20 protein-coding genes are annotated in these 23300 nt (G+C 68.3%); 13 read left to right on the top strand and 7 right to left on the bottom strand.

Annotation, left to right across the window (positions count from 1 at the left end; genetic code table 11):
* Positions 1-7: 7 nt before the first annotated feature.
* Together ACQY8B_RS15020 and ACQY8B_RS15015 are read left to right on the top strand one after the other, a co-directional pair.
* Positions 8-3298, top strand: coding sequence for an efflux RND transporter permease subunit (locus ACQY8B_RS15020; protein ID WP_422087431.1), 3291 nt, complete (start codon positions 8-10; stop codon positions 3296-3298).
* 10 nt (positions 3299-3308) lie between these two features.
* Positions 3309-4793 carry an efflux transporter outer membrane subunit gene (locus ACQY8B_RS15015; RefSeq protein ID WP_422087430.1) on the top strand — a complete coding sequence of 495 codons (1485 nt, stop codon included), beginning with the start codon at positions 3309-3311 and terminating at the stop codon, positions 4791-4793.
* Positions 4794-4854: 61 nt separating this feature from the next.
* Here ACQY8B_RS15015 and ACQY8B_RS15010 read toward each other — a convergent pair whose 3' ends face one another.
* On the bottom strand, positions 4855-5220 hold the full coding sequence (locus ACQY8B_RS15010; RefSeq protein WP_422087429.1) for an SPW repeat protein: 366 nt from the start codon (positions 5218-5220) through the stop codon (positions 4855-4857).
* 347 nt (positions 5221-5567) lie between these two features.
* On the opposite strand from ACQY8B_RS15010, the gene ACQY8B_RS15005 reads away from it, so the two are divergent.
* Positions 5568-6257 carry a GntR family transcriptional regulator gene (locus ACQY8B_RS15005; protein ID WP_422089057.1) on the top strand — a complete coding sequence of 230 codons (690 nt, stop codon included), beginning with the start codon at positions 5568-5570 and terminating at the stop codon, positions 6255-6257.
* 19 nt (positions 6258-6276) lie between these two features.
* Here ACQY8B_RS15005 and ACQY8B_RS15000 read toward each other — a convergent pair whose 3' ends face one another.
* Positions 6277-7143: a MurR/RpiR family transcriptional regulator gene (locus tag ACQY8B_RS15000; RefSeq protein WP_422087428.1), complete on the bottom strand. Its 867-nt coding sequence runs from the start codon at positions 7141-7143 to the stop codon at positions 6277-6279.
* Between the two features lie 144 nt (positions 7144-7287).
* Here ACQY8B_RS15000 and ACQY8B_RS14995 point away from each other — a divergent pair, with 144 nt between their 5' ends.
* Genes ACQY8B_RS14995 through ACQY8B_RS14985 form a run of 3 tightly spaced genes read left to right on the top strand, consistent with a single transcriptional unit; the run spans position 7288 to position 10244 of the window.
* Complete coding sequence (locus ACQY8B_RS14995; protein WP_422087427.1) at positions 7288-8622, top strand: aspartate aminotransferase family protein; 1335 nt, start codon at positions 7288-7290, stop codon at positions 8620-8622.
* 52 nt (positions 8623-8674) lie between these two features.
* Complete coding sequence (locus ACQY8B_RS14990) at positions 8675-9589, top strand: transporter substrate-binding domain-containing protein (RefSeq protein WP_422087426.1); 915 nt, start codon at positions 8675-8677, stop codon at positions 9587-9589.
* A gap of 13 nt (positions 9590-9602) precedes the next feature.
* Positions 9603-10244, top strand: coding sequence for an aspartate/glutamate racemase family protein (locus ACQY8B_RS14985; RefSeq protein WP_422087425.1), 642 nt, complete (start codon positions 9603-9605; stop codon positions 10242-10244).
* Here ACQY8B_RS14985 and ACQY8B_RS14980 read toward each other — a convergent pair.
* Complete coding sequence (locus ACQY8B_RS14980; protein WP_422087424.1) at positions 10236-11120, bottom strand: hypothetical protein; 885 nt, start codon at positions 11118-11120, stop codon at positions 10236-10238. The genes ACQY8B_RS14985 and ACQY8B_RS14980 overlap by 9 nt on opposite strands.
* 158 nt (positions 11121-11278) lie before the next feature.
* Between ACQY8B_RS14980 and ACQY8B_RS14975 the strand changes: the two genes are divergently transcribed.
* Complete coding sequence (locus ACQY8B_RS14975) at positions 11279-12103, top strand: undecaprenyl-diphosphate phosphatase (RefSeq protein ID WP_422087423.1); 825 nt, start codon at positions 11279-11281, stop codon at positions 12101-12103.
* A gap of 11 nt (positions 12104-12114) precedes the next feature.
* On the opposite strand, the gene ACQY8B_RS14970 is transcribed toward ACQY8B_RS14975, so the two are convergent.
* The 4 genes from ACQY8B_RS14970 to ACQY8B_RS14955 are packed head-to-tail and all read right to left on the bottom strand — an operon-like array spanning position 12115 to position 16804.
* On the bottom strand, positions 12115-14031 hold the full coding sequence (locus tag ACQY8B_RS14970) for an ATP-binding protein (RefSeq protein WP_422087422.1): 1917 nt from the start codon (positions 14029-14031) through the stop codon (positions 12115-12117).
* Positions 13941-14645 carry a response regulator transcription factor gene (locus tag ACQY8B_RS14965; protein ID WP_422087421.1) on the bottom strand — a complete coding sequence of 235 codons (705 nt, stop codon included), beginning with the start codon at positions 14643-14645 and terminating at the stop codon, positions 13941-13943. The genes ACQY8B_RS14970 and ACQY8B_RS14965 overlap by 91 nt, the downstream gene beginning before the upstream one ends.
* Before the next feature lie 41 nt (positions 14646-14686).
* Positions 14687-15319 carry a GNAT family N-acetyltransferase gene (locus ACQY8B_RS14960; protein WP_422087420.1) on the bottom strand — a complete coding sequence of 211 codons (633 nt, stop codon included), beginning with the start codon at positions 15317-15319 and terminating at the stop codon, positions 14687-14689.
* Positions 15320-15373: 54 nt separating this feature from the next.
* A complete protein-coding gene (locus ACQY8B_RS14955) occupies positions 15374-16804 on the bottom strand; it encodes a PLP-dependent aminotransferase family protein (RefSeq protein WP_422087419.1) in 1431 nt (476 codons plus the stop codon).
* Between the two features lie 157 nt (positions 16805-16961).
* Here ACQY8B_RS14955 and ACQY8B_RS14950 point away from each other — a divergent pair, with 157 nt between their 5' ends.
* The 6 genes from ACQY8B_RS14950 to ACQY8B_RS14925 are packed head-to-tail and all read left to right on the top strand — an operon-like array spanning position 16962 to position 23135.
* Positions 16962-18572 carry an ABC transporter substrate-binding protein gene (locus ACQY8B_RS14950; protein WP_422087418.1) on the top strand — a complete coding sequence of 537 codons (1611 nt, stop codon included), beginning with the start codon at positions 16962-16964 and terminating at the stop codon, positions 18570-18572.
* 4 nt (positions 18573-18576) lie between these two features.
* Positions 18577-19518, top strand: coding sequence for an ABC transporter permease (locus ACQY8B_RS14945; RefSeq protein ID WP_081266501.1), 942 nt, complete (start codon positions 18577-18579; stop codon positions 19516-19518).
* Positions 19519-19531: 13 nt separating this feature from the next.
* Complete coding sequence (locus ACQY8B_RS14940) at positions 19532-20404, top strand: ABC transporter permease (protein WP_422087417.1); 873 nt, start codon at positions 19532-19534, stop codon at positions 20402-20404.
* Between the two features lie 12 nt (positions 20405-20416).
* Positions 20417-22054, top strand: a complete 1638-nt coding sequence (locus ACQY8B_RS14935) for a dipeptide ABC transporter ATP-binding protein (RefSeq protein WP_422087416.1) — start codon at positions 20417-20419, stop codon at positions 22052-22054.
* A gap of 26 nt (positions 22055-22080) precedes the next feature.
* Positions 22081-22791, top strand: coding sequence for an AzlC family ABC transporter permease (locus ACQY8B_RS14930; RefSeq protein WP_422087415.1), 711 nt, complete (start codon positions 22081-22083; stop codon positions 22789-22791).
* A complete protein-coding gene (locus ACQY8B_RS14925) occupies positions 22791-23135 on the top strand; it encodes an AzlD domain-containing protein (RefSeq protein ID WP_422087414.1) in 345 nt (114 codons plus the stop codon). Before ACQY8B_RS14930 ends, ACQY8B_RS14925 begins: the two co-directional genes overlap by 1 nt.
* Positions 23136-23300 lie beyond the last annotated feature (165 nt).

Here is a 23300-nt window from a genome sequence, read left to right as displayed (position 1 = left end):
CCGGGCGATGAACCTCTCGCTGCCCTTCGTGCGCCGCCCCATCGGCACGGTGCTCCTGACCATCGGCGTTGCGCTGGCCGGCATTGCCGCGTTCTTCGTGCTGCCGGTGTCGCCGCTGCCGCAGGTCGACTACCCGGTCATTTCCGTCAACGCGTCCATTCCGGGCGCGAGCCCCGAGACCATGGCCACCAGCGTGGCCACGCCGCTGGAGCGGCACCTGGGCACCATCGCGGGCGTCAACGAGATGACCTCGACCAGCTCGGTCGGCACCTCGCGCGTCACGCTGCAGTTCGACCTGAGCCGCGACATCAACGGCGCCGCGCGCGAAGTGCAGGCCGCCATCAGCGCCAGCCGGGTCGACCTGCCCGCCACGCTGCGCAGCAACCCGACCTACCGCAAGGCGAACCCGGCCTCGTCGCCGGTGATCATCCTGGCGCTCACCTCCAAGACCAAGACGCCGGGCCAGATCTACGACGCGGTCTCCAACATCGTGAGCCAGCGGCTGTCGCAGGTGGACGGCGTGGGCGACGTCGAGATCGGCGGCGGCTCGCTGCCCGCGGTGCGCATCGAGCTGCTGCCGTTCGCGCTCAACCGCTACGGCATCAGCACCGAGGACGTGCGCGCCGCCATCCAGGCTTCCAACGCCAACCGGCCCAAGGGCATGGTGCAGGGCGAGGGCCGCAAGCTGCAGATCTACACCCAGACGCCGGCCCTGCGCGCTAGCGACTACGCCCCCATGGTCATCGCCTGGCGCAACGGCGCGGCGGTGCGGCTGCAGGACGTGGCCGAGGTGCTCGACGGCGTGGAAGACACGCGCACGCTGGGCCTGTTCAACGGCGAGCCCGCGATCATCGTGCTGATCACGCGGCAGCCCTCGGCCAACATCATCGAGACGGTCGACAGCGTGCGCGCGCTGCTGCCCGAACTGCAGGCGCAGCTGCCGCCCGACGTCACGCTGCAGGTGGCCTCTGACAGCACCAACTCCATACGCGGCTCGCTGCGCGAGGTCGAGCTCACGCTGGTCATCTCCGTCATCCTGGTGGTGCTGGTGGTCAGCCTGTTCCTGCGCAGCGTGCGCGCGACCATCGTGCCTGCCGTGGCCACGGTGGCGGCGCTGCTGGGCACCTTCGGGGTCATGTACCTGCTGGGCTTCAGCCTCAACAACCTGAGTCTGATGGCGCTCACGGTGGCCACCGGCTTCGTGGTGGACGACGCCATCGTGGTGCTGGAGAACACCAGCCGGCACATCGAGTCGGGCATGACGCGCATGAAGGCGGCATTGCTGGGCGCCAAGGAAGTCGGCTTCACCGTGCTGTCGATCAGCGTGTCGCTGGTGGCGGTGTTCATTCCGCTGCTGTTCATGGGCGGGCAGGTGGGGCGGCTGTTCCGCGAGTTCGCGGTCACGCTGTCGGCGGCGGTGATGATCTCGCTCGTCATCTCGCTGACCACCACGCCCATGATGTGCGCCTGGATGCTCAAGCCCGGCGGCGAGCACGGCAAGAACAAGCCGCAGGGCCGCTTTGGTCGCATGGCCGCGCGCAGCTACGACTGGGTGCTCAAGCGCTACGAGCACAGCCTCGACTGGGCGCTGGACAGCAAGGGGCTGGTCATGCTGATCCTGGTGGCGGTGGTGGGGCTCAACGTGTACCTGTTCAGCGCCGCGCCCAAGGGCTTCTTCCCGCAGCAGGACAGCGGCCAGCTCAACGGCGGCCTGCGCGCCGACCAGAGCATTTCGTCGAAGGCCATGGCCGCCAAGCTGCGCGAGGTGGTCGACATCATCCGCGCCGACGAGGCGGTCGACACGGTGGTCGGCTTCACCGGCGGCAGCCGGGCAGGGGGCGGCTTCATGTTCGTCAACCTGAAGCCGGCCAGCCAGCGCAAGGACAGCGGCCTTGCCGTGATCGCGCGGCTGCGGCCCAAGCTCAACGCGGTGGCCGGCCTGCGCGTGTTCCTGGGCACGGTGCAGGACGTGCGCTCGGGCGGACGCTCCAGCAATTCGACCTACCAGTACACGCTCAAGAGCGACAGCCTGGCCGACCTGCGCACATGGGCCTCCAAGCTGGCTGACGAATTGAAGCTGCAGCCGGTGCTGACAGACGTCGACACCGACCAGACCGAGAACGGCGTCGAGACCATGGCGCAGGTCGACAAAAACACCGCGAACCGGCTCGGCGTGACCTCCACCGCCGTGGACAACGCGCTCTACAACGCCTTCGGCCAGCGGCAGGTGGCGACCATCTACACAGAGCTCAACCAGTACCACGTGATCATGGAATGGGCGCCGCGCTACACGCAAAGCCCCAATTCGCTGAGCGACGTGTACGTGCCGGCCACCAGGACCACGGTGGTGGCGGGGCAGGCGGTGACCACGCAGGTCGCGGCGCCGACCACCACTTCCAATTCGGCGCAGTCGGGCAGCAAGACCGGCGCGGGTTCTGCCGCCACGAGTTCGTCGAGCACCGCCGTGCCGGTCTCGGCCAACCCGGCGCTGCGCAATGCCTCGTCGGGCAACGTGTTGAGCAACACGGCCACGTCCCTGGTGCCGTTGTCCGCGGTGGCGAAGTTCCAGGAGAGCTCGGTGGCGACCTCGGTCAGCCACCAGGACGGCGAGCTGGCGACCACCATCTCGTTCAACCTCGTGGAAGGCGCCAACCTGGGCGACGCGCGCGAGGCCATCGCCAAGGCCGAGGCCAACATCGCCATGCCCATCAACGTGCGCGGCGCTTTTGCGGGCACGGCGGCGAGCGCGCAGCAGTCGCAGAGCCAGCAGGCCATGCTGATCCTGGCGGCGCTGGTCGTCATCTACATCGTGCTGGGCATCCTGTACGAAAGCCTGGTGCATCCGATCACCGTGCTGTCGACGCTGCCTTCGGCCGGCGTGGGCGCGGTGCTGGCGCTGCTGATGTTCCGCATGGAGTTCTCGATCATTGCGCTGATCGGCGTGTTCCTGCTGATCGGCATCGTCAAGAAGAACGCCATCCTGATCATCGACTTTGCGCTGGAGGCCGAGCGCTCGCGCGGCCTCAGCCCGCTGGAGGCGGTGCGCGAGGCCTGCCTGCTGCGCTTCCGCCCCATCCTGATGACCACCCTGGCCGCCGCTCTCGGCGCGCTGCCGCTGGCCATCGGCTTCGGCGAAGGCGCCGAGCTGCGCCGGCCGCTGGGCGTGGCCATCATCGGCGGGCTGATCGCCAGCCAGATGCTGACCCTGCTGACCACGCCGGTGGTCTACCTGCTGCTGGACAAGCTGCGCCGCCGCAGCGCCCACGAACACGAACTGAGCCGTGCCACGACCGCCTGAGACCATCGCCATGAACGCACTGCTTTCTTTTTCCTCTCGCGCGCCGGGGCGCCTTTCGCTCCCGGCGCTCGCGCTGGCCGCGCTGCTCGCGGGCTGCTCGGTCGGCCCGCTTTACCACCAGCCTGTGACCGCATTGCCGAACGACTGGAAAGAGCAGAAGGCCGCCGAAGGCTGGCTGCCCGCCGCGCCGGCCGATGCGCTGGACCGCGGCGAATGGTGGAAGCTGTTCGGCGACCCGACGCTCGACGAGCTGGCCTCGCGGGTGCAGGTGTCGAACCAGAACATCGCCGCGGCGGTCGCCAACTACGCCAATGCGCAGGCGCTGGTGCGCGGGCAGCGCGCGGCGCTGTTCCCGCAGGTGTCGCTCAACGGCTCCGGCAAGCGCTCGGACACGGGCAGCACCAGCCCCTCCAACTCTTTCTCCGCCACGCTCGACGCGACCTGGGCGCCCGACGTCTGGGGCCGGCTGCGCGAGTCCGTGAACAGCGCATCGGCCAACGCGCAGGCCAGCGAGGCCGATCTTGCGTCGGCGCGCCTGTCGGCCATAGGCAGCCTGGCCACCAACTACCTTTCGCTGCGCGAAGCCGACGTGGAAATCGGGCTGCTCGACCAGACCATCGAGGGCTACGAACGCGCCTACACCATCACCAGCAACCGCTACAAGGCGGCCATTGCCGCGCAGTCGGACGTGCTGCAGGCGCAGAGCCAACTGGCCACGGCACGCGCCACGCGCCTGACGCTGGTGCGCAACCGCGCCACCTTCGAGCACGCCATCGCGATGCTGGTGGGTGCGGTGCCGGCCGATTTCAGCCTGCCGGCCGCGGCCTGGAAGCAGACCGTGCCAGGCATTCCGACCGGCGTGCCTTCGACCCTGCTGCAGCGCCGGCCCGACATCGCGTCCGCCGAGCGCTCGGTGGCCTCGGCCAATTCGCAGATCGGCATCGCGCGCTCGGCCTATTTCCCGAGCTTCAATCTCAGCGCGGCAATCGGCGGCAGCGCCAGCCGGGTCGGCGACCTGTTCAACGCGTCGAATACGCTCTGGTCGCTCGGCCTCTCGGCGGCGCAGGTGCTGTTCGACGCGGGCGCCATCTCGGCCAGTGTCGACGCGGCCAAGGCCAGCTACGACGCCAGCGTGGCGCGCTACCGCCAGACCGTGCTTGCCGCATTCCAGGGCGTGGAAGACCAGCTCACCGCTGGCGCCACGCTGGCGCAGCAGGAGGGCATGTACCGCGAGGCCTCCGCGGCCGCGGACAAGACCGAGCAGATCCTGCTCAACCAATACCGCTCGGCGCTGGTGGCCTACACCGACGTGGTCACTGCCCAGGTGTCCGCACTGAACGCGCGGCGCACGCTGGTGCAGGTGCAGCTCAACCGGCAGCTCGCCGCCGTTTCGCTGATCCAGGCGCTGGGCGGCGGCTGGCATGCGGGCTGGATGGAGGGCGAGGCGCAGCCGGAGCAGCCCGCTGCGTCACCCGCGTCACCCACCAGGCCGTGAGTGCCTGACGGCCCGGCCGCCGCCCAGGGCGCCGGCTCCTGTTCCGATGAAGCGTCGCCGGTCAGTGCGCCGGACGGTCCATCGCCTGGCCGAGATAGTCCTTGTCCGTCACCAGCACCCACAGCGCCAGCACCAGGATCACCGCGGCCACGAGCACCGCGTTGATCAGCGCCGTTTCCAAGCCACGGAACCCGACCAGCCAGGGAGACACCGCGAGCCAGGCCGCCAGCGCGACCTCGGTCCATTCTTCCCACTGTCGCGGCACGAAGGTCGCGCCCAGCGCCACTGCGCCCAGCACGATGCCGGTCGCCACCATCGTCCACATTGCGGACGACATGTCCGAAAAGCCCAGGACCCAGGGCGAGACGATCAGCCACGCGCCGGCGACGGCGTTGACGGGGTCCTGCCAATGCTTGACTTGCTTCATGGTCGTTACTCCTGTCGCGACAAGGCGCCGCGACAAGTTTTTTGACTTCCATTTCAGAACGCGGTTCCGTTCCATGGACCGTTCCTGAAATAAACATGAAAAAAGCACCCAAAAGGTGCTTAGGTAGTACTTCCCAAGTAGGACTACAGTGTTTATTCTTAAATGTGTTAGTAAATGTTAAGAGATTTTCCCTATTCATCGAAAAGGTCCGAAATCGGATTTTTACGGAAATCGGGGATATGAAGCTTTGATAGCGGGCCGTACCATCCGCGCGGCCTGATCCCGGGCGCACCCGTTTCCGATTTCCGATGACCCCCCCAGATACCTCCCGGACACGCGCGTTGTCCGTGGCCGATACGCTGCGCAATCGCATCTTCGACGGTGTGATCGCACCCGGCTCCCACCTGATGGAGATCACCCTCGCCAACGAACTGGGCGTGTCGCGCACGCCTGTGCGCGGCGCGATGGCGCGGCTGGCCGACGAGGGGTTGCTGGTGTATCTGCCCAACAAGGGTTTCCAGGTGCGCCGCTTCAACGCCAAGGACGTGTTCGACGCCTTCAGCGTGCGCGCCACCCTCGAAGGCATGGGCTGCCGCATCGTCGGCGAGCGCGGGTTGGACGGCACCGCGCTGGAACGGCTGGTGGCCATGCTCGCAGAGCAGCACGAGGTGATGCGCTCCGACGGCTGGAGCGACGAGCGCGCCACGCGCTGGCACGACCTGAATCTCGAATTCCATCGCAAGCTGCTGATGCTGGCCGACAACCGCTGGCTGAGCGAGGCGGTAGGCCGCGCCTACCAGTTGCCGATCATCTTCGACAGCAACTTGCGCCCGCACAACCGCGACGCGTCGACGCCGCTCTACCACCGCGCCCAGGCCGAGCAGGCGCTGGAAGAACACCGGCAGATCGTCGAGTCGCTGAGCCGCCGGGAAGCCGTCGACGCCGAAGCGCTCATGCGCGAGCACATCACCGCCAACCGGGACCTGCTGGTGCGCCACCTCGGCAAGCAAAGCGGCAGGGTGCGCGCGCTGGCCTGACTGCGCAGGCGACTGGGCTTCAGCCTCCGCGCACGACCGGCGGCACCAGGTACGCACCCGATTCGAACAACTGCGCCTCGGCCTGGTCGATGCGCCGGATACCCGGCTTGCCCGCGCGGCTGGCCAGCAGTTCGACCAGCGCTTCCGTCAACGCCACGCCGGCCGCCACCGACGGGAAGAACGAAGGGCTGTGGATAGTGAACAGCAGCGTTTCGTCCGCCAGCAGCGACAGCGGCGAGGCTGCGCTGTCGGTGATGGCGACGATGCGGCAGCCCGCCGCCTTGGCCGCCTCCGTCACCTGCAGCGCCTCGCGCGAGTAGGGCGCGAAGCTCGCGACCACCAGCGTGTCGCCCTTGGCGAAGGCGCGCTGCTGCATCTCCAGCGAGCCGCCCTGGCCATCGACCAGATGCACGCTGTCGCGGAACAGCCGATACACGTAGACGAACGAAAAGGCGATGGGAAAGCAGGCCCGGAAGCCCGCCGCATGCACGGCGGGGGCCTTTTCTATCAGCGAGCAGGCCTTCTGCAGCGCCTGCTCGCTCTGGCGGTGGGTGGCCTCCAGGTTGCGGCGCTGCACCTCGAACATCTCGCCGGTCAGGCTCTGGTCCCTGGCGCGGCCGACCAGTTGCTTGGCGCGCTCGCCATAGGTGTCGGCGTCCAGCCCCATGTCGGTGGCGACCGCCTCCTTCAGCTGCGGCCAGCCCTCGAAGCCCAGGGTCTGCGCGAAACGCACGAGCGTGGCGGGCGTGCTCTGCGAGCGTGTGCCCACGTTGCGCATCGAGCCGGTGACGACCTCGTTCGGGTGGTCGAGCACGTAGCGCGCCACTTGCTGCAGCGCAGGGCTCAGTTCGTTGAAGCGTTGGCGTATCAGGTCTCTGGCGCCCATGGCGATGTCTCTTCTCGATGGCTTCTGTTGCTGTTGGAACAAATGTACCGGAGCAGGCATTTGGCGACAGTTGACGGAACAAATGTTCCAAACAATAATTCAGTCGAAACGTTAGTTCCAAAAAATCCACTGACTCCGCCCGACATGACGCACGTCTTCCACCGCCATCTCCGCCAGACCCCGCCCGTTGCCGCCGGCTCGCACGGCATGTACATCCGCGACACCGAAGGGCGCGAGTACCTCGACGCCTCGGGCGGCGCGGCCGTGTCTTCGCTCGGCCATGCGCATCCGGAGGTGCTGGCGGCCATGCATGCGCAGATCGACACGCTGGCTTATGTCCACACCAGCTTCTTCACGAGCGACGTGGCCGAGCGGCTGGCCGACGAGCTGATCGGCTCGGCGCCCGAGGGCATGAGCCACGTGTACCTGGTGAGCGGCGGCTCCGAGGCGGTGGAGGCGGCGCTCAAGATGGCGCGCCAATACTTCGTGGAAATCGGCCAGCCGCAGCGCACCCATTTCATCGCGCGGCGCCAGAGCTACCACGGCAACACGCTGGGCGCGCTGGCGGTGGGCGGCAACGCCTGGCGGCGCGAGCCCTTTGCGCCGATCCTGGTGCCGGCCACGCATGTGTCGCCGTGCTACCCGTATCGCGAGCAGCGCGCCGATGAAAGCGCCGAGCAGTACGGCCTGCGCCTGGCGGCCGAACTGGAGGCCGCCATCCTCGCGCAGGGCGCCGACCGCGTGATCGCCTTCGTGGCCGAGACGGTGGGCGGTGCCACGGCCGGCGTGCTGACACCGGTGCCCGGCTACTTCAAGGCGGTGCGCGCGGTATGCGACAAATACGGCGTGCTGCTGATCCTCGACGAGGTGATGTGCGGCATGGGACGCACCGGCACGTTGCACGCCTGTGAGCAGGAAGGGGTGGTGCCCGACCTGATGACCATCGCCAAGGGGCTGGGCGGCGGCTACCAGCCGGTGGGCGCGGTGCTGGCGCAGCGCCGCATCGTCGAGGCGATGTCCAAGGGCAGCGGCTTCTTCCAGCATGGCCACACCTACCTGGGCCATCCGATGGCCTGCGCCGCCGCGCTCGCGGTGCAGCGGGTGATCCGGCGCGACGGCCTCGTCGCCAAGGTGCGCGAGGACGGCGTCGCCTTCGGTGCCATGCTGGCCGAGGCGCTGGGCGCGCATCCGCACGTGGGCGACATCCGAGGCTGCGGATTCTTCTGGGGCCTCGAGCTGGTGGCCGACCGCGCGGGCAAGACGCCGTTCGACCCGGCACACAAGGTCAATGCCGCCGTCAAGAAAGACGCGATGGCGCGCGGCCTGCTGTGCTACCCCTTCGGCGGCACGGTCGACGGGCGGCAGGGCGACCACGTGCTGCTGGCACCGCCTTTCATCGCCACCCGGCAAGACCTGCAACGGATCGTCGAGCGCCTGGCCGAATCGATCGACGCCGTGACGCGCGCCGCCGCGCGCTGAGCACCGCCTTCCCTTCGTTTTTTTCTTCAACCGTCGTTCCGAGGAGCGTTTCATGCCCAAGCTTCGTCCGCTGTTTTCCTGCGGTGCCGCCGCGTTCGCGCTGGTTTTCGCGTTCCTGCCGCCCCTGGCCGCAGCGCATGCGCAGGAGAGCGACACGCTCGCCAAGATCAAGGCCAGCGGCGCCATCACCTTCGGCTACCGCGAGTCGTCCTTTGGCTTCTCCTACCTCGACGGCAACCTCAAGCCGATCGGCTACAGCATCGACATCTGCCACCGCATCGTCGACGCGGTGAAGACGGAACTGAAGATGCCGAACATCGACATCAAGTACCAGGCCGTGACCTCGGCCAACCGCATCCCGCTGGTGCAGAACGGCACGGTCGACATCGAGTGCGGCTCCACCACCAACCTGCTCGAGCGGCAGAAGCAGGTGGCGTTCTCGCCGGACATCTTCCGCTACAACGTGCGCATGCTGGTGAAGGCCGATTCGGGCATAAAAAGCATCGCCGACCTGCAGGGCAAGACGGTAGCCACCACCAGCGGCACCACCTCGTTCAGGCTGCTGCGCGAAGCCGACCGGGGGCGCGGCCTCGACGTGACCAACCTGGCGGGCAAGGACCACAGCGATTCCTTCCTGCTGGTGGAAAGCGGCCGCGCCCAGGCCTTCGTGCTCGACGACATCCTGCTGGCCGGCCAGCTCGCCAATGCGCGCAACCCGAAAGACTTCGCCATCACCGGCGAAAGCCTGCGCACCGAGAACCAGTCGCTGATGTTCCGCAAGGACGACCCGGCCTTCAAGGCGCTGGTCGACCGCGTGGTGTCGGGCATGATGAAGTCGGGCGAGATGGAACAGCTCTACGCGCGGTGGTTCATGTCGCCGATTCCGCCGAAGGGCATCAACATCAACTACCCGCTCAACGCAGAGACGAAAGACGCGTTCGCGAATCCCTCGTCCAAAGGCATCTGAACCAAACGACCCCATGACCCGCATTGCCCTGATCCACGCACTCTCGCACTCCGTCGCTCCGATCAACGAGGCCTTCGCGCGCGACTGGCCCGAGGCGCAGCGCATGAACCTGCTCGACGACAGCCTCTCGGCCGATCTCGCGCGGGGCGGCAAGGGGCTGGACGATGCAATGCACGAGCGCTTCCAGCGCCTGGCGCAGTACGCGGTGGATACCGGCGCGCGGGGCATTCTCTTCACCTGCTCGGCCTTCGGGCCCTGCATCGAGGCGGTGGCGCGGCGGCATGCGGGCATTCCGGTGCTCAAGCCCAACGAGGCCATGATCGACGAGGCGGCGCCAGGGCAGGGCCGGCTCGGGCTGATCGCCACCTTCGCGCCCACGCTGGCGTCGATGCCGCCCGAATTCCCGCAAGAAACGCCGCTCGAACTCGCGCTGGCCGAAGGCGCGCTCGAGGCGCTGAACGCCGGCGACGCGCAGCGGCACGACGCGCTCATCGCCGCCCAGGCCGTCGCGCTGCGCCAACGCGGTTGCACGCGGCTGGCGCTGGCGCAGTTCAGCATGGCGCGCTCGCGCGCCGCCTGCGAGTCGGCCAGCGGCCTGCCGGTGCTGACCACGGTCGACAGCGCGGTGCGCGCGCTGCGCCGGCGCTCAGCGTGAGGCGCGCGTGCTTTCGATGACCGAGAACAGCGCCGTCATCGCGATCTGCGCCGCGTCGCTGCGGCCCAGCCGGCGCGTGACCAGGCTCTCGCGGTCGGTGCCCTCCAGGCCCTGCGACAGGCGCCGGTAGATATCCGCCGAAGGCATGGTCGCCGACGTGCCCAGCGCGTCGCAGTAGGTGTCGGTGAGGATGCCGGTGAGCTGCTCGCTCTGCGCGTTCGACAGCTTCATCGAGTCGCCCGCGAAGACGGCGGCGATGCAGTGCATCAGGTAGGCCTGCGTCTCTAGCGAGAACGACTGCTGGCGCACATAGCACTCGAAGGCGCCCCAGAACAGCGCCTCGGAGGTGCGGCGCCAGCTTTCGAGCACCTTGCGCGCCTTGGCAACCAGGTCGGCATGCGCGTCGCCCGGCTCGGTCGGCCTCAGTGCCAGTCCCTGCAGGGTGAGCGAGACCTCGGGCGCGGAGGCGCCGAGGATGAAGCTCCAGAACTTCCAGCGGGCGTACCACTTCTTGTCGTGCGCCGGGTCCAGCGGCTCGAGCAGCCAGAAGTCGATGCTCTGGGCCGCGTCGGTGCGCTGCCCGGCGGCGATGCCGTCACCGAGGTCCAGCTCCTGCATGACCGATTCCATGCGGTCGGCGGCAATGTGCCCCTGCGCCACGATGCCGGTACTGTGGCCGCTGCGGTCGATGTCGAGCAGCCGTTGCATCAGCTGGCGCAGTTCGCCGGCCGAGGCGCCGGTGGCCTCGACCACCCGCCGCATCGAGGCGCATTGCTCTTTCTCGATGTCCTGCATGTTCTTGCGGCGGTCTTCACCGTGGTCGTCGGCAGTCGAAACATGCTCTTCGAGGCGGTCCCCGAGGGTCAAGGTGGGCATCGGCAAAACTCCGCCGGATCACAACCTGTCCGGCCGGTTTCCACTATGGGTCAACGCGGCGGGGCGGCATATCACCTGAACTGGGTATCCTGCCGCGCTACCTGAACGCTGGCTGACCAGTGCCATCGTGATAATTGCTGCTCTTTCAAGGAGTACGCGTGGACATCGTTTTGCTGGTCAAGGCCGCCATCATGGGCATCGTGGAGGGGCTGACCGAATTCCTGCCGATCTCGTCGACCGGCCACCTCATTCTTGCCGGCTCGCTGCTCGGCTTCGACGACGACAAGGCCAAGGTCTTCGACATCGCCATCCAGACCGGCGCGATCTTCGCGGTGGTGCTGGTCTACTGGGAAAAGATCAAGTCGACCGTGGTCGCGCTGCCCCGGCAGCCCCGGGCGCAGCGGCTGGCGCTGAACATCTTCATCGGCTTCCTGCCGGCGGTGGTGCTGGGCCTGCTGTTCGGCAAGGTCATCAAGGCGCACCTGTTCATCCCGACCGTGGTGGCAAGCACCTTCATCATCGGCGGCTTCATCATTCTCTGGGCCGAAAAGCGGCCGCCGGGCTCGGTGCGCATCGAGCACGTGGACGACATGACGCCGTGGGACGCGCTCAAGGTCGGCCTGGTGCAGTGCTTCGCGATGATCCCCGGCACCAGCCGCAGCGGCTCGACCATCATCGGCGGCATGCTGCTGGGCCTGTCGCGGCAGGCGGCGACCGACTTCTCTTTCTTCCTGGCCATCCCGACGCTCATCGGCGCGGGCGTGTACAGCCTCTACAAGGAGCGTGCGCTGCTGTCGGTGGCCGACATTCCGCTGTTCGCCGTGGGGCTGTTGTTCTCGTTCGTGAGTGCGTGGCTGTGCGTGCGCTGGCTGCTGCGCTACATCAGCACCCACAACTTCGTGCCGTTCGCCTGGTATCGCATCGTGTTCGGCATCGTGGTGCTGGTCACGGCGTGGACCGGCACGGTGGTCTGGGCCGACTGAGGCCGCTGAGTTCAGGGCTGCGCGGCCAGCGGCATGCGCAGCAGCACCTGCGTTTCGCCGGGCCGTGACTGCAGCTGCAGCTGCGCCCCGAGCCGCCGCGCCCGTGCCTGCAGGCTGCGAAGGCCCGCGCCGGTGGCCTTGTCGATGCTCTCCACGGCAAAGCCCCGGCCGTCGTCGCGCACGCTGAGCCGAAGCTCGGCACCGGCGCGCGCGACGGTCACGTCCACGCGCCGGCTGGCGCTGTGCTTGAGCACGTTGGTCAGCGCCTCCTGCAGGAAGCGCATCAGGTCGAGGCTCTGTGACGCGGTCAGTTCGAGCGTCTCGATGTTCGACACGCTCCAGCGGCAGTCGATGCCGTTGGCTTCCAGCAGCTGCGCGCTGCGGTAGCGCATCGGTGCCAGCAGTTCGCCCAGCGCGCGGGCGCCGTCGTCCCGGCCGGTGGCATCGATGATCAGCCGCAGGTCGTCGCGCAGATGCTTGAGCATGGCGAGCAGCTCGGGCGCGCCGAGGTTCTCGGGCGTGCGCTCCAGCTTGGCGATGCTGCCCACCAGCATGCCGCCGAGCCCGTCGTGCAGGTCGCTCACCAGATTCACCCGCTCGCCGATGCGCGCATGCGTCAGCTCCAGCGCATGCCGCTGCGCCAGCGTGGCGGCCAGGTCGGCCTTGGCGGCGTTCACTTCCTCTATCAGCTCGGTGTTGAAGTTCTCGATGCGCTTGAGGCTCTTCACGAACTGTGCGGCCAGCGTCAGCGCCATGCCCAGCAGCAGGATGTACGAGGACATCGTCGTGTAGTAGGTGTTGCTGTCGATGATCTGCGTGAACACCAGCAGGTCGTGCGCATCGGTGAGCGCCGACACCGCCATGAACGGGGCGAGCGAGCGCATCGGGCTGTCTCGGTGGCGCAAGGCATGCACGATGGAAGTGCCGTTCACCGCAATGACGGTGAGCCCACCCACCAGGGTCCAGACGGCTCGATGCGCGATCAGGTCGGCGCCGGGCGCCAGCCAAAGGTCGAGCACGCCGGCCGTCGCCAGCAGCAGCGCCGCGGCCTCCAGGCGCGGCATGCGCCGCCCGCAGAAGCGCAGCGCGAAAACGACGTACGACACGCCGAAGACCAGCAGCAACGAAACGTTCAGCGCCTGCCAGCTGTGGTTGCTGGCAAAGGGCCAGGGGCTGGTCGCGATCTGGTTGTAGCCGAACAGCAGCCACAGCACCGACATCAGCGCGAACCAGCCATAGGCCGTCTCGCGCCGGCGCAGCAGCCACAGCGCGGCAAAGAAGGCCGAGGCCGCCGCGCTCACCGCCAGGCCCAGCACCTGCAGGTCGCGGCGGATCAGGCGCTCGCGCTCGAAATCCGCCTGCATCGCGGCCGGCGTGCCCAGGCTCACCGGCCCCAGCCCCGCCTGGTAGGCGAACAGGCCCGACACCCGCACCAGCAGCGTGTTGGTGCCGGGCCTGAGCAGCGGCGGTGCCAGCAGCCAGTAGCGCGGCGTGTTCCAGGCGCGCGTGAGCGGCTCGACCAGGCTGTCGTCGCGCGAAATCGGCGTGCCGTTGAGCGACACCTCGCCGGCCATGTTCAGGTAATGCAGCAGCAGGCCGGCTTCACGCACCTGCCCGGGCTGTTCCCAGGTCAGCCTGTACCAGACCACGCCGTCGAAGCCCGGCCAGCGCGCGGCCCAGCTGTCGGGCAGGGTGACGGGTGTCCAGCCCTCGGCGGGCGGGGCCGTGTCGTGCCAGCCGGTGGCGCGCACGGCCTCCACGCGCAGCGCGGGTGCCTCCGCGCCGGCCTGGGCAAAGGCCGCGGGGGCCGCAAGAAGAAAAAGAAGCAGCGCGCCCGTCAGCGCAGCAAGCCATGCCGCCGCGCCTGGAAGACGGCTTCGGTGCGCGAGTTGACGGCCAGCTTGCGGTAGATGTTCTTGGTGTGGCATTCCACGGTCAGTCTGGAGATCGACAGCGACTCTGCCATGTCGCGGTTGCTCAGGCCTTGCGACACGAGCTCGAGGATCTTGTGCTCGCGGCGCGTCAGCGCGGCCGGCGCCGCTTCGCCGGGGGCGCTTGCCTGTGCGTCGGCCGGCGCCTGCTGCGTCGCGAGCCACCCGAGGATATGGCGCGCAATGCTCGGATCGATGGGAGCGCCACCCTGCTGGATGCTGCGCAGCGCGATGCCCAGTTCGACGTCGTCGCGCTCTTTCAGCAGATAGCCGATGGCGCCCGCGCGCAATGCCGCGAAGATGATTTCTTCTGTGCGCCAGGCCGATATCACCACCGCCGGAATGCCCGGGCGGTGCGCCCGCAGCCAGCCGATCAGCTCCACGCCGCTGCCGTCGGGCAGGCCGATGTCCACCAGCACCACGCCGTAGTCATGTTCGCCGAGCAGCTGCCGCGCCCCGGCGACGCTGTCGGCCACCGCGATACGGTTCTCGTCGCAGCCTAGCGTGGACAGCACATGGCGCAGGCGCTCCTGCATGGCCGGGTCGTCCTCGACGATGAGGGCGGGGCTCAGCGAGACGGGTTCGGCGTCTTCGGTAGGGACTCGGGACATTCGGCGGTTCTTCGGCCAGTGCGGCGCGAGGGTTGGAACGGTCAGCTATTTTCCGGGCTGGTTGCCAAGTATGTCCCGGGCGGGCGGCACATGATCGCGTACGGTGAACGCGTGACCGGCTCCAGGTGCTCCGCCGCCGTGCGAAAGCCCAGCCGCTCGTAGAACGCCACGCTGCGCGGCGTGAAGGTTTCCAGGAAGCAGGGCACGCCCGCCGCATCGGCCTCGGCCAGCGTCGGCGCGAGCAGCCGGGCGCCCAGCCCGCGCCCCTGTGCGGTGGGAGAGATGCCCAGGATCGACAGATACCAGGCACCCTCCGGCACCACGGCCGGGGCACGCGCGGCCATGAATTCGACGATGCGGTGGTAGTTGCCGTGGCCTCGCGGGCCCAGCGTGGCCGAGAGGAATTTGTTCTTCGCCGCCGATTCGGCCGCATCTACCGCCTCCGCGCGCGGCAGCAGCCAGGCGGCCGCGCCGAGCCGGCCGTCTTCGGTCGCCAGGCAGCGCCCGGTCCGGGCAGCCTCGCCGAGCGAGTAGGCGAAGTAGGAGGCCAGCACTGCCTTGCGGGCGGCCATGTCGTGCTCGAAATCGACGGAGATCGCGAGATAGAAGGGATCGACGATCAATGCGTCGGCCAGCGCGGGGGTGGAGGGGAATTCGGATTCGGGCTTCTTCATGACCCGCGCGATTCTAGGCAGGGCACCCCTTATTCGGAGTTTGCCGCCTTTGCCTCATGCCGGGTCCTCCTTGGCCTTGGAACGCAGCCTTTTCGCTTCTTGCGCCAGGAAGCGATACAGCTTCGGGTCGTCGGCGTAACCCACGTTGAAGCGCAGCCACGGCGTGGGCCGCAGATCGGTGCGAAAAAGGTCGCCCGGCGCCAGCAGAAAGCTTTCGGCAATGGCGCGTTGCGCCAGCGCGCGCATGTCGACGTCGTCGCGCTCGAAGCGTGCCCACAGAAAGGGCCCGCCCGCCGGCCGAGTGAACAGCTGCATGCCGGCCGCCTCCAGCCGGTCGCACACGGTGCGCTGTGCCGCCTGCAACTGTTCGGCCAGCTTTGCCACGTGGGCCCGGTAGCGGCCTTCGACCAGTACGCCGTGCAGCAGCCGCTCGGTGAGCTCCGAGGTGGTGAGGCTGTTGACCATCTTCTGCAGGATCATCTTCTCGGCGAACTCCTCGCTGCAGGCGACGAAGCCCACGCGCAGCGCGGGCGACACCGTCTTGGAGAAGCTGCCGACATGGATCACGCGGCGCAGGCGGTCGAGGCTCGCGAGCGGGGTGGCCGCGCCCGGCGGCTCCAGGCCCGCCATCACGTCGTTGTCGACGATGTGGAAGTCGAGCTGCTCGGCCAGCCGCAGCATCTGGTACGCCACGGCCGGCGTGCACTGGCTGCCCGTGGGGTTGTGCAGGTTGCCGGAGGTGAAGAAGGCCTTGGCGCCGTGGCGCTGCGCCAGCGCCTGCAGCGCCGCGAGGTCGGGGCCGTTCACGGTGCGCTCCACGCCCACCAGCTTCAGGTCCAGCGAGCGCAGCATCGCGTACAGGTTGGTCGAGCCGGGCTCGTCGACCAGCACCACGTCGCGCGGCTGCAGCAGGCAGCGCGCCACCAGGTTCAGCGCCTGCGAGGCGCCGTGCGTCAGCACGATCTGGTGCGGCGCGGTCTCGATGCCCTGCTGCGCGAGCAGCGTCTGTATCTGCTGGCGCAGCGGCAGGTAGCCGTAGGGCGTGCCGTAGCTCGCGATGCCGGTGCCCGGCTTGCGCGACAGCGCGGCCAGCGCGCGGCGTACGCCGTCCATATGCAGCATCTCGGGCGGTATCCAGCCGCAGCCCGCGTTCAGCAGTGTGCGGTCGTCTTCATACACATGCTTCAGCAGCCACAGCGAGTCGACCGAGGTGCGCCCCAGGAAGGGCTTGCGCCGCGTGGCCGAGCGCTCGGCCTCGGCCACGTAGTAGCCGCTGGCGCGCCGCGCCTCGACGTGGCCCTCGGCCACCAGCCGCTGGTAGGCGTTGGTGACGGTCATGGTGCTCACGCCGCAGTCGGTGGCGAGCGCGCGCACCGAAGGCAGCTTGTCGCCGGGCTTCATGGCGCTGGATGCGATCTGCGCCAGCAGGGCGTCGTAGAGCTGGCGAACCAGGGGCGCGGGCAGCGAAGGATTGACAGTGATCACGGCAAGGCGTGCACGCTTCGTGTGCACGAAAAACCCCAACACGGGGACAAACACGGGACAGGCGAGCGACTGTTCTACTACAGACGATTCAAACTGTATATATGCATTTGACCTGGCAGATGACTCAATGGAGCCCTTGCCGTCTTCAGGAAATCACATGCAACCGCAGCTCTTTTCGCCTTCGCGCGCCGTGTTGTCGCGCCGCCTTGCCCGATGGGGCGCAGCCGTGCTCCTGGCCGGCGCGGCCGTCGTTCCCGCCGTGGCGCAGACCACCACGCTCAAGATCATTCCGAGCAGCAACATCACCGTGCTCGACCCGATCTGGACCACGGCCTACGTGACGCGCAACTTCGGCTACATGGTGTACGACACGCTCTTCGCCACCGACCTCGAAGGCCATATCAAGCCGCAGATGGTCGACAAGTGGAAGGTGTCGCCCGACAACAAGACCTGGACCTTCACGCTGCGCGACGGCCTGGAGTTCCACGACGGCAAGCCCGTCACCAGCGAGGACGTGGTCGCCTCCATCAAGCGCTGGGCCAGCCGCGACACCTTCGGCGCGCAGCTCGCCAAGGTGACGGAGCGCTACGAGACGCCCGATGCCAAGACCTTCTCCATCGTGCTGAAGGAGCCCTTCGGCCTGGTGCTCGAAGCGCTGGGCAAGCCCTCGTCGAACGTGCCGTTCATCATGCCCAAGCGCATTGCCGACACCTCGGGCGACACGCAGATCAAGGAGTCGATCGGCTCCGGGCCCTACGTCTTCAAGGCTGACGAGTTCCGCCCCGGCGAGCGCGTGGTGTTCACCAAGAACATGCGCTACAAGCCGCGCGCCGAGGCACCCTCGGGCACGGCCGGCGGCAAGAACGTGTATGTGGACCGAGTGGAGTGGCTCATCATCCGCGACGCGCAGACGCAGATGAATGCCCTGCTCAACGGCGAGGCCGACATCCTCGAGCAGCCTGCCTTCGAACAGTACGCCACGCTGCGCACCAACCCCGACATCAAGCTGATCGACGCGCAGCCCGCGGGCAACCAGTTCATCCTGCGCTTCAATTTCCTGCAGCCGCCGTTCAACAACGAGAAGGTGCGCCGTGCCGCATTGCTGGCGCTGGGCCAGGAAGCCTTCCTGCGCACGCAGGTTGGCACGCCGGGCCTCACGCGCTACTGCAAGAGCATGTTCCCGTGCGGCACGCTGTTCGAATCGGAGCAGACCGGCGACTACACCGGTGTGGCCAACCCGCAGAAGGCCAAGGCCCTGCTCGAGGAGGCCGGCTACAAGGGCGAGCCCGTGGTGCTGATGCGCCCGACCGACAACCCGACCATCGGCAAGCTGCCGCTGGTGGCCAAGCAGCAGCTGGAGCAGGCGGGCTTCAAGGTCGACATGCAGTCGATGGACTGGTCCACGCTGGTGGCGCGCCGCGCCAAGAAAGACGCCCCTTCGGCCGGCGGCTGGAGCGCGTTCATGACCTCGTGGACCGCCTCGGACATCCTCAACCCGATCACCATGGCCATGATGAACGCCAGCGGCGACAAGGGCTGGTTCGGCTGGCAGAACGATCCCAGGCTCGAAGAGATCAAGGTGCAGTTCGCCCAGGCCAAGACCGACGCCGACAAGAAGAAGCTGGCGCAGGCCGCCCAGCTGCGCGCCTTCGAGACCGCCACGCACGTGCCGGTCGGCCAGTACAACCAGCCCGCCGCGGTGCGCAAGAACGTGAGCGGCCTGGTGCCGGCCGGCGCGCAGGTGTACTGGAACATCAAGAAGCAATAAGCCCATGCTCACGTTCCTCGGCAAGCGCCTGCTCGCCACGTTGCCGGTGCTGCTGGTGGTGGCGCTCGCGATCTTCATGATCGTGCGCCTCACCCCCGGCGACCCGGCCGCGGTGATCGGCGGCAACAGCGCCACCAACGAAGACCTGGACCGCATCCGCGTGCAACTGGGCCTGACCCGCCCGCTGTGGGAGCAGTTCGCGATCTGGTGCAACGGCGTGCTGCACGGCGACCTGGGCTTCTCGTTCTTCCTGAACAAGCCGGTGACGGAGCTCATCGGCCAGCGCATGGAGCCCACGCTTTCGCTGGCCGGCGGCACGCTGCTGCTGGCGGTGGCCATCGCGCTGCCGCTGGGCACGCTGGCCGCATGGCGCATGGGCGGCTGGCTCGACAAGGCCGTCATGGCGTTCTCGGTGGCCGGCTTCTCGGTGCCGGTGTTCGTGGTCGGCTATGTGCTGATCTACCTGCTGGCGATGAAGCTGCAGTGGTTTCCGGTGCAGGGCTACCGGCGCATCGCCGACGGCGTGGGGCCGTGGCTGAACCAGCTGGTGCTGCCGTGCCTCACGCTGGCCATCACCTACGTGGCGCTGCTGTCGCGCGTCACGCGGGCGGCGGTGAGCGAGGCGCTGACCGAAGACTACATCCGCACCGCGCGCGCCAAGGGCATCACCGAGCTGGAAGTGCTCAAGCACCATGCGCTGCGCAACGCGGCGGTGCCGGTGGTCACGGTGATCGGCGTGAGCGCGGCGCTGCTGCTGGGCGGCGTGGTGGTCACCGAGACGGTGTTCGCGATTCCGGGGCTGGGGCAGCTCACGGTCGATGCGGTGCTCAACCGCGACTTTCCCGTGCTGCAAGGCGTGGTGCTGTTCTTCGCGGTGGTGTACGTGGCCGTCAACCTGCTGGTGGACCTGAGCTATCTCTTCATCGATCCGCGCATCCGCTATTGATTGACTGACTGACATGAGCACCCTGAAAAGACTCTGGCGCAACGCCGCCGTGCGCGGCGGCGTCGTCGTGCTGGCCGTGCTGGCGCTGCTGGGCGTGTTGGCGCCCTGGCTCGGCACCTTCGATCCGTCCGCGATGGACCCGAGCTTCATCTCGGTAGGCGCCGGCACCGCAGGGCAGGTGACCATGCCCGACGGCGCCCAGTTCGCCCACACCTTCTGGATGGGCAGCGACAGCGTGGGGCGCGACGTGTGGAGCCGCGTGCTCTACGGCACCCGCATCTCGATGACGGTGGGCCTGTTCACCGCCTTCGTCGCCATTGCCTTCGGCTGCCTGCTGGGCATGCTGGCCGGCTACTTCCGCGCCGTCGATGCGGTGCTGATGCGCGTGATGGACGGCGTGATGGCCATTCCCGCGGTGCTGCTCGCCATCACGCTGGTGGCTGTGCTGGGCGCCAGCCTGCCCACGGTGATCCTGGCCATCGCGGTGCCAGAGGTGCCGCGCGTGACCCGGCTGGTGCGGGCGCTGGTGATGAGCCTGCGCGACGAGCCCTTCGTGGAGGCCGCGCGTGCGCTGGCCACGGCCGACGCGACCATCCTGTGGCGCGACATCCTGCCGAACGCGCTGGCGCCGCTGATCGTGCAAGGCACCTTCATCGCGGCTTCCGCCGTGCTGACCGAAGCCATCCTGAGCTTCCTCGGCCTGGGCCTGCCGTCGGACGTGCCGACCTGGGGAAACATCATGGCCGAGGGCCGCGTACAGTTTTCGCAGAGCCCGGGCAACGTGCTGTTCCCCGCGCTGTTCCTGGTGCCCACGGTGCTGGCCATCAACATGCTGGGCGACGGCCTGCGCGACGTACTCGATCCCAAGTTTTCCAAGCGCGTGTGAGGCGCCGATCCAATGACTGATTCCAATCGAAGCGCCGCCATTCTCGAAGTGCGCGGCCTGCGGGTCGCGCTGCCCTCCGATGCCGACCGGCCGCATGCCATCGAGCATCTCGACCTGCGCATAGAGGCGGGGCGCACGCTGTGCATCGTGGGCGAGTCCGGCTCGGGCAAGTCGGTGCTGGCCACCACCGTGATGGGGCTGCTGGCCAAGGGCCTGGTGCTCGCGGGCGGCGACGTGATTCTTTCGGGCGAGAAGCTGGTCGACAACGGCCGCTTCACTTCCGACAAGCGGCTGCGCCAGTTGCGCGGCACCGGCATGGGCATGGTGTTCCAGGAGCCGATGACCGCGCTGAACCCGGTGCTGACCTGCGGCGAGCAGGTCGACGAGCTGCTGCGCACGCACACCGCGTGGGGCGCGGCCGAGCGCAAGGCGCACATCCTCTCCATCTTCGAGCGCGTGCGGCTGCCCGACCCGGCGCGCATCCACGGGAGCTACCCGCACCAGCTCTCGGGCGGGCAGCGGCAGCGCATCGTGATCGCGATGGCCATCATCCTCAAGCCGCGCCTGCTGATCTGCGACGAGCCGACCACCGCGCTGGACGTGACCACGCAGGCCGAGATCCTGAAGCTCATCGCCGAGCTGCAGGCCGAGCAGGGCAGTGCCGTGCTCTTCATCACGCACGACATGGGCGTGGTCGCCGAGATTGCCGACGACGTGATGGTGATGCACCGCGGCGCGCTGGTGGAACAGGGCCCGTGCGAACAGGTGCTGCGCAAGCCGCGCGAGGCCTACACCCGCATGCTGCTGGACGCCGTGCCCGGCATGACGCCACCGCCCGCGCGCGAGCTGCCCGGCGGCAAGCCGCTGCTGGCGGGCCATGGCGTCGGCAAGATCTACACGCGGCGCGACTGGCTCGGCCGCGCCAGGCACAACACAGCGCTGCAGGACGCCAGCGTGGCCGTGCATCGCGGAGAGACTGTGGGCGTGGTGGGCGAATCGGGCTCGGGCAAGTCGACCTTCGCGCGCTGCATGATCCGGCTGATTTCGCCCAGCGCGGGCAGCATCCTCTGGGGCGACGCCGAAGTGCGCGACCTGCCCGAAGGCCGGCTGCGGCCGCTGCGCTCTCGGGTGCAGGTGGTGTTCCAGGACCCGAACCGTTCGCTCAACCCGCGCCGCACCGTGGGCTCGTCGATGGTCGAGGGCGCCATGAACTTCGGCCTGAGCAAGCTGCATGCGCGCCAGACCGCCGAGGAGCTGATGGACCGCATCCAGCTGCCGCGCACCGCGCTCGACCGCTATCCGCACCAGTTCTCGGGCGGCCAGCGCCAGCGGCTGGCCATTGCGCGCGCCATTGCCTGCCAGCCGCAGGTGCTGGTGGCCGACGAGGCCGTGTCGGCGCTCGACGTGTCGGTGCAGGCGCAGATCCTCGACCTGCTGCGCGAGATCCAGCGCGACCTGGGGCTGGGCATTCTGTTCATCACCCACGACCTGCGTGTGGCGGCCCAACTGTGCGACCGCGTCATCGTGATGAGCCAGGGCCGCATCGTGGAGCAAGGCCCCACGGGTCAGGTGTTCGGCGCGCCGGCCAACGACTACACGCGGCGGCTGCTGGCGGCCGCGCCGCGTGCGGAACTCGCGAGCGCCCGGTGAGCCGGTGGAGCGCCCGGCGCGCATCGATGGCCGACCCCGTCTGGCGCGGCGCCTTCGCCGAGGGGCGACGAGACATCGCGGGTGCCGCGCTCGGCACCATGGCCATGGGCCTGGTGGCGGGCGTGGCCATGGCCAAGAGCGGCGTCGGGCTGGGCGTGATCCTGGCCATGTCGCTGCTGGTGTTCGCGAGCGCGTCGCAGCTGGCCTGCCTGCCGCTCATCGCGGCCGGAGCGCCGTTGTGGGTGATCGTCGCGACCGCGTGCGTGCTCAACCTGCGCTTCGTGGTGTTCAGCGTGAACTGGCGCCGCTATTTCGGCGGGCATCGCAGGATGCAGCGCGTGCTGCTGTCGTACCTTGCGGGCGACCCGGTGTATGCGCAGTTCGTGCAGCGCCACCCGCAGCCTCCGGCTTCGGGGCGCACAACGACGCGCCAGCAGGGCTACTTCCTCGGCCTCGCGCTGACCAACTGGGCGGCGTGGCATGTGGCGTCGCTCGCGGGCATCTTCCTGGCCGACGCGATTCCTGCCGCATGGGGCCTGCGCTTCATCGGCGTGCTGGCGCTGCTGGCCCTCGCGCTGCCGATGCTCACCGACCGCGCGGTGCGCTGCTCCGCTTTGGCCGCCGGCATGGTGGCGCTGGCCACGGCCTCGTGGCCGATGGGCCTCAATGTGGTGGCGGCCATCGTCACGGCTTTCGCAGCCGGCACCTGGGCCGACCGCCGGTGGGGTACGCGCTGATGCACTTGGGCCACGATGTGTATGTGTGGCTGGCCGTGGGCGCGCTGGTGGCGGTGACGGTGCTCACGCGCAGCTTCTTCCTGCTGCCCGACAGCGAACCGAAGCTGCCGGGCTGGCTGTGGCGCGGATTGCGCCATGCGCCGGTGGCGGCGCTGCTCGCTATGGTGGTGCCCGACGTGTTCCTGAGCAACGGGCGCATGCTGGCCGACTGGCACGATGCGCGGCTCTTTGCAGTGGCCGCCGCATTGACCTACTACCTCGTTCGACGAAACGACGTGACCGGGACGATTCTTGTCGGCACGGGTACGCTGATGCTTCTGCGACTGGGGTTCGGGTGGGCTTGATGTATTTTTTGCGTCGTTGTTGTTCGGGGCGCGATCACGCCGACGGGGTACCTTGCTCCGCGAATGTCCCCCGCCCTTCGGGCTCCTCCTTTATTTCGCTGCGCAAGGTACCCCGCCGGCGTGATCGTTTTACAGAGCGATCGTTGTTCAGCCACACACCAGCAG

It is taken from the genome of Variovorax sp., from assembly GCF_965279555.1.
In the GTDB taxonomy this organism is placed as follows: Bacteria; Pseudomonadota; Gammaproteobacteria; order Burkholderiales; family Burkholderiaceae_C; genus Variovorax.
This window is presented reverse-complemented; position numbering and strand designations above follow the sequence as displayed.

Bases quoted from the DNA above. Each gene is read 5' to 3' on its own strand.
- ACQY8B_RS15010 (WP_422087429.1), bottom strand. From the start codon at position 5,220: ATGAAGCAAGTCAAGCATTGGCAGGACCCCGTCAACGCCGTCGCCGGC.
- ACQY8B_RS14995 (WP_422087427.1), top strand. From the start codon at position 7,288: ATGACGCACGTCTTCCACCGCCATCTCCGCCAGACCCCGCCCGTTGCC.
- ACQY8B_RS15020 (WP_422087431.1), top strand. From the start codon at position 8: ATGAACCTCTCGCTGCCCTTCGTGCGCCGCCCCATCGGCACGGTGCTC.
- ACQY8B_RS14960 (WP_422087420.1), bottom strand. From the start codon at position 15,319: ATGAAGAAGCCCGAATCCGAATTCCCCTCCACCCCCGCGCTGGCCGAC.
- ACQY8B_RS14990 (WP_422087426.1), top strand. From the start codon at position 8,675: ATGCCCAAGCTTCGTCCGCTGTTTTCCTGCGGTGCCGCCGCGTTCGCG.
- ACQY8B_RS14940 (WP_422087417.1), top strand. From the start codon at position 19,532: ATGAGCACCCTGAAAAGACTCTGGCGCAACGCCGCCGTGCGCGGCGGC.
- ACQY8B_RS14935 (WP_422087416.1), top strand. From the start codon at position 20,417: ATGACTGATTCCAATCGAAGCGCCGCCATTCTCGAAGTGCGCGGCCTG.
- ACQY8B_RS14950 (WP_422087418.1), top strand. From the start codon at position 16,962: ATGCAACCGCAGCTCTTTTCGCCTTCGCGCGCCGTGTTGTCGCGCCGC.
- ACQY8B_RS15000 (WP_422087428.1), bottom strand. From the start codon at position 7,143: ATGGGCGCCAGAGACCTGATACGCCAACGCTTCAACGAACTGAGCCCT.
- ACQY8B_RS14980 (WP_422087424.1), bottom strand. From the start codon at position 11,120: ATGCCCACCTTGACCCTCGGGGACCGCCTCGAAGAGCATGTTTCGACT.
- ACQY8B_RS14930 (WP_422087415.1), top strand. From the start codon at position 22,081: ATGGCCGACCCCGTCTGGCGCGGCGCCTTCGCCGAGGGGCGACGAGAC.
- ACQY8B_RS14965 (WP_422087421.1), bottom strand. From the start codon at position 14,645: ATGTCCCGAGTCCCTACCGAAGACGCCGAACCCGTCTCGCTGAGCCCC.
- ACQY8B_RS14945 (WP_081266501.1), top strand. From the start codon at position 18,577: ATGCTCACGTTCCTCGGCAAGCGCCTGCTCGCCACGTTGCCGGTGCTG.
- ACQY8B_RS14970 (WP_422087422.1), bottom strand. From the start codon at position 14,031: ATGCCACACCAAGAACATCTACCGCAAGCTGGCCGTCAACTCGCGCAC.
- ACQY8B_RS14925 (WP_422087414.1), top strand. From the start codon at position 22,791: ATGCACTTGGGCCACGATGTGTATGTGTGGCTGGCCGTGGGCGCGCTG.
- ACQY8B_RS15015 (WP_422087430.1), top strand. From the start codon at position 3,309: ATGAACGCACTGCTTTCTTTTTCCTCTCGCGCGCCGGGGCGCCTTTCG.
- ACQY8B_RS14985 (WP_422087425.1), top strand. From the start codon at position 9,603: ATGACCCGCATTGCCCTGATCCACGCACTCTCGCACTCCGTCGCTCCG.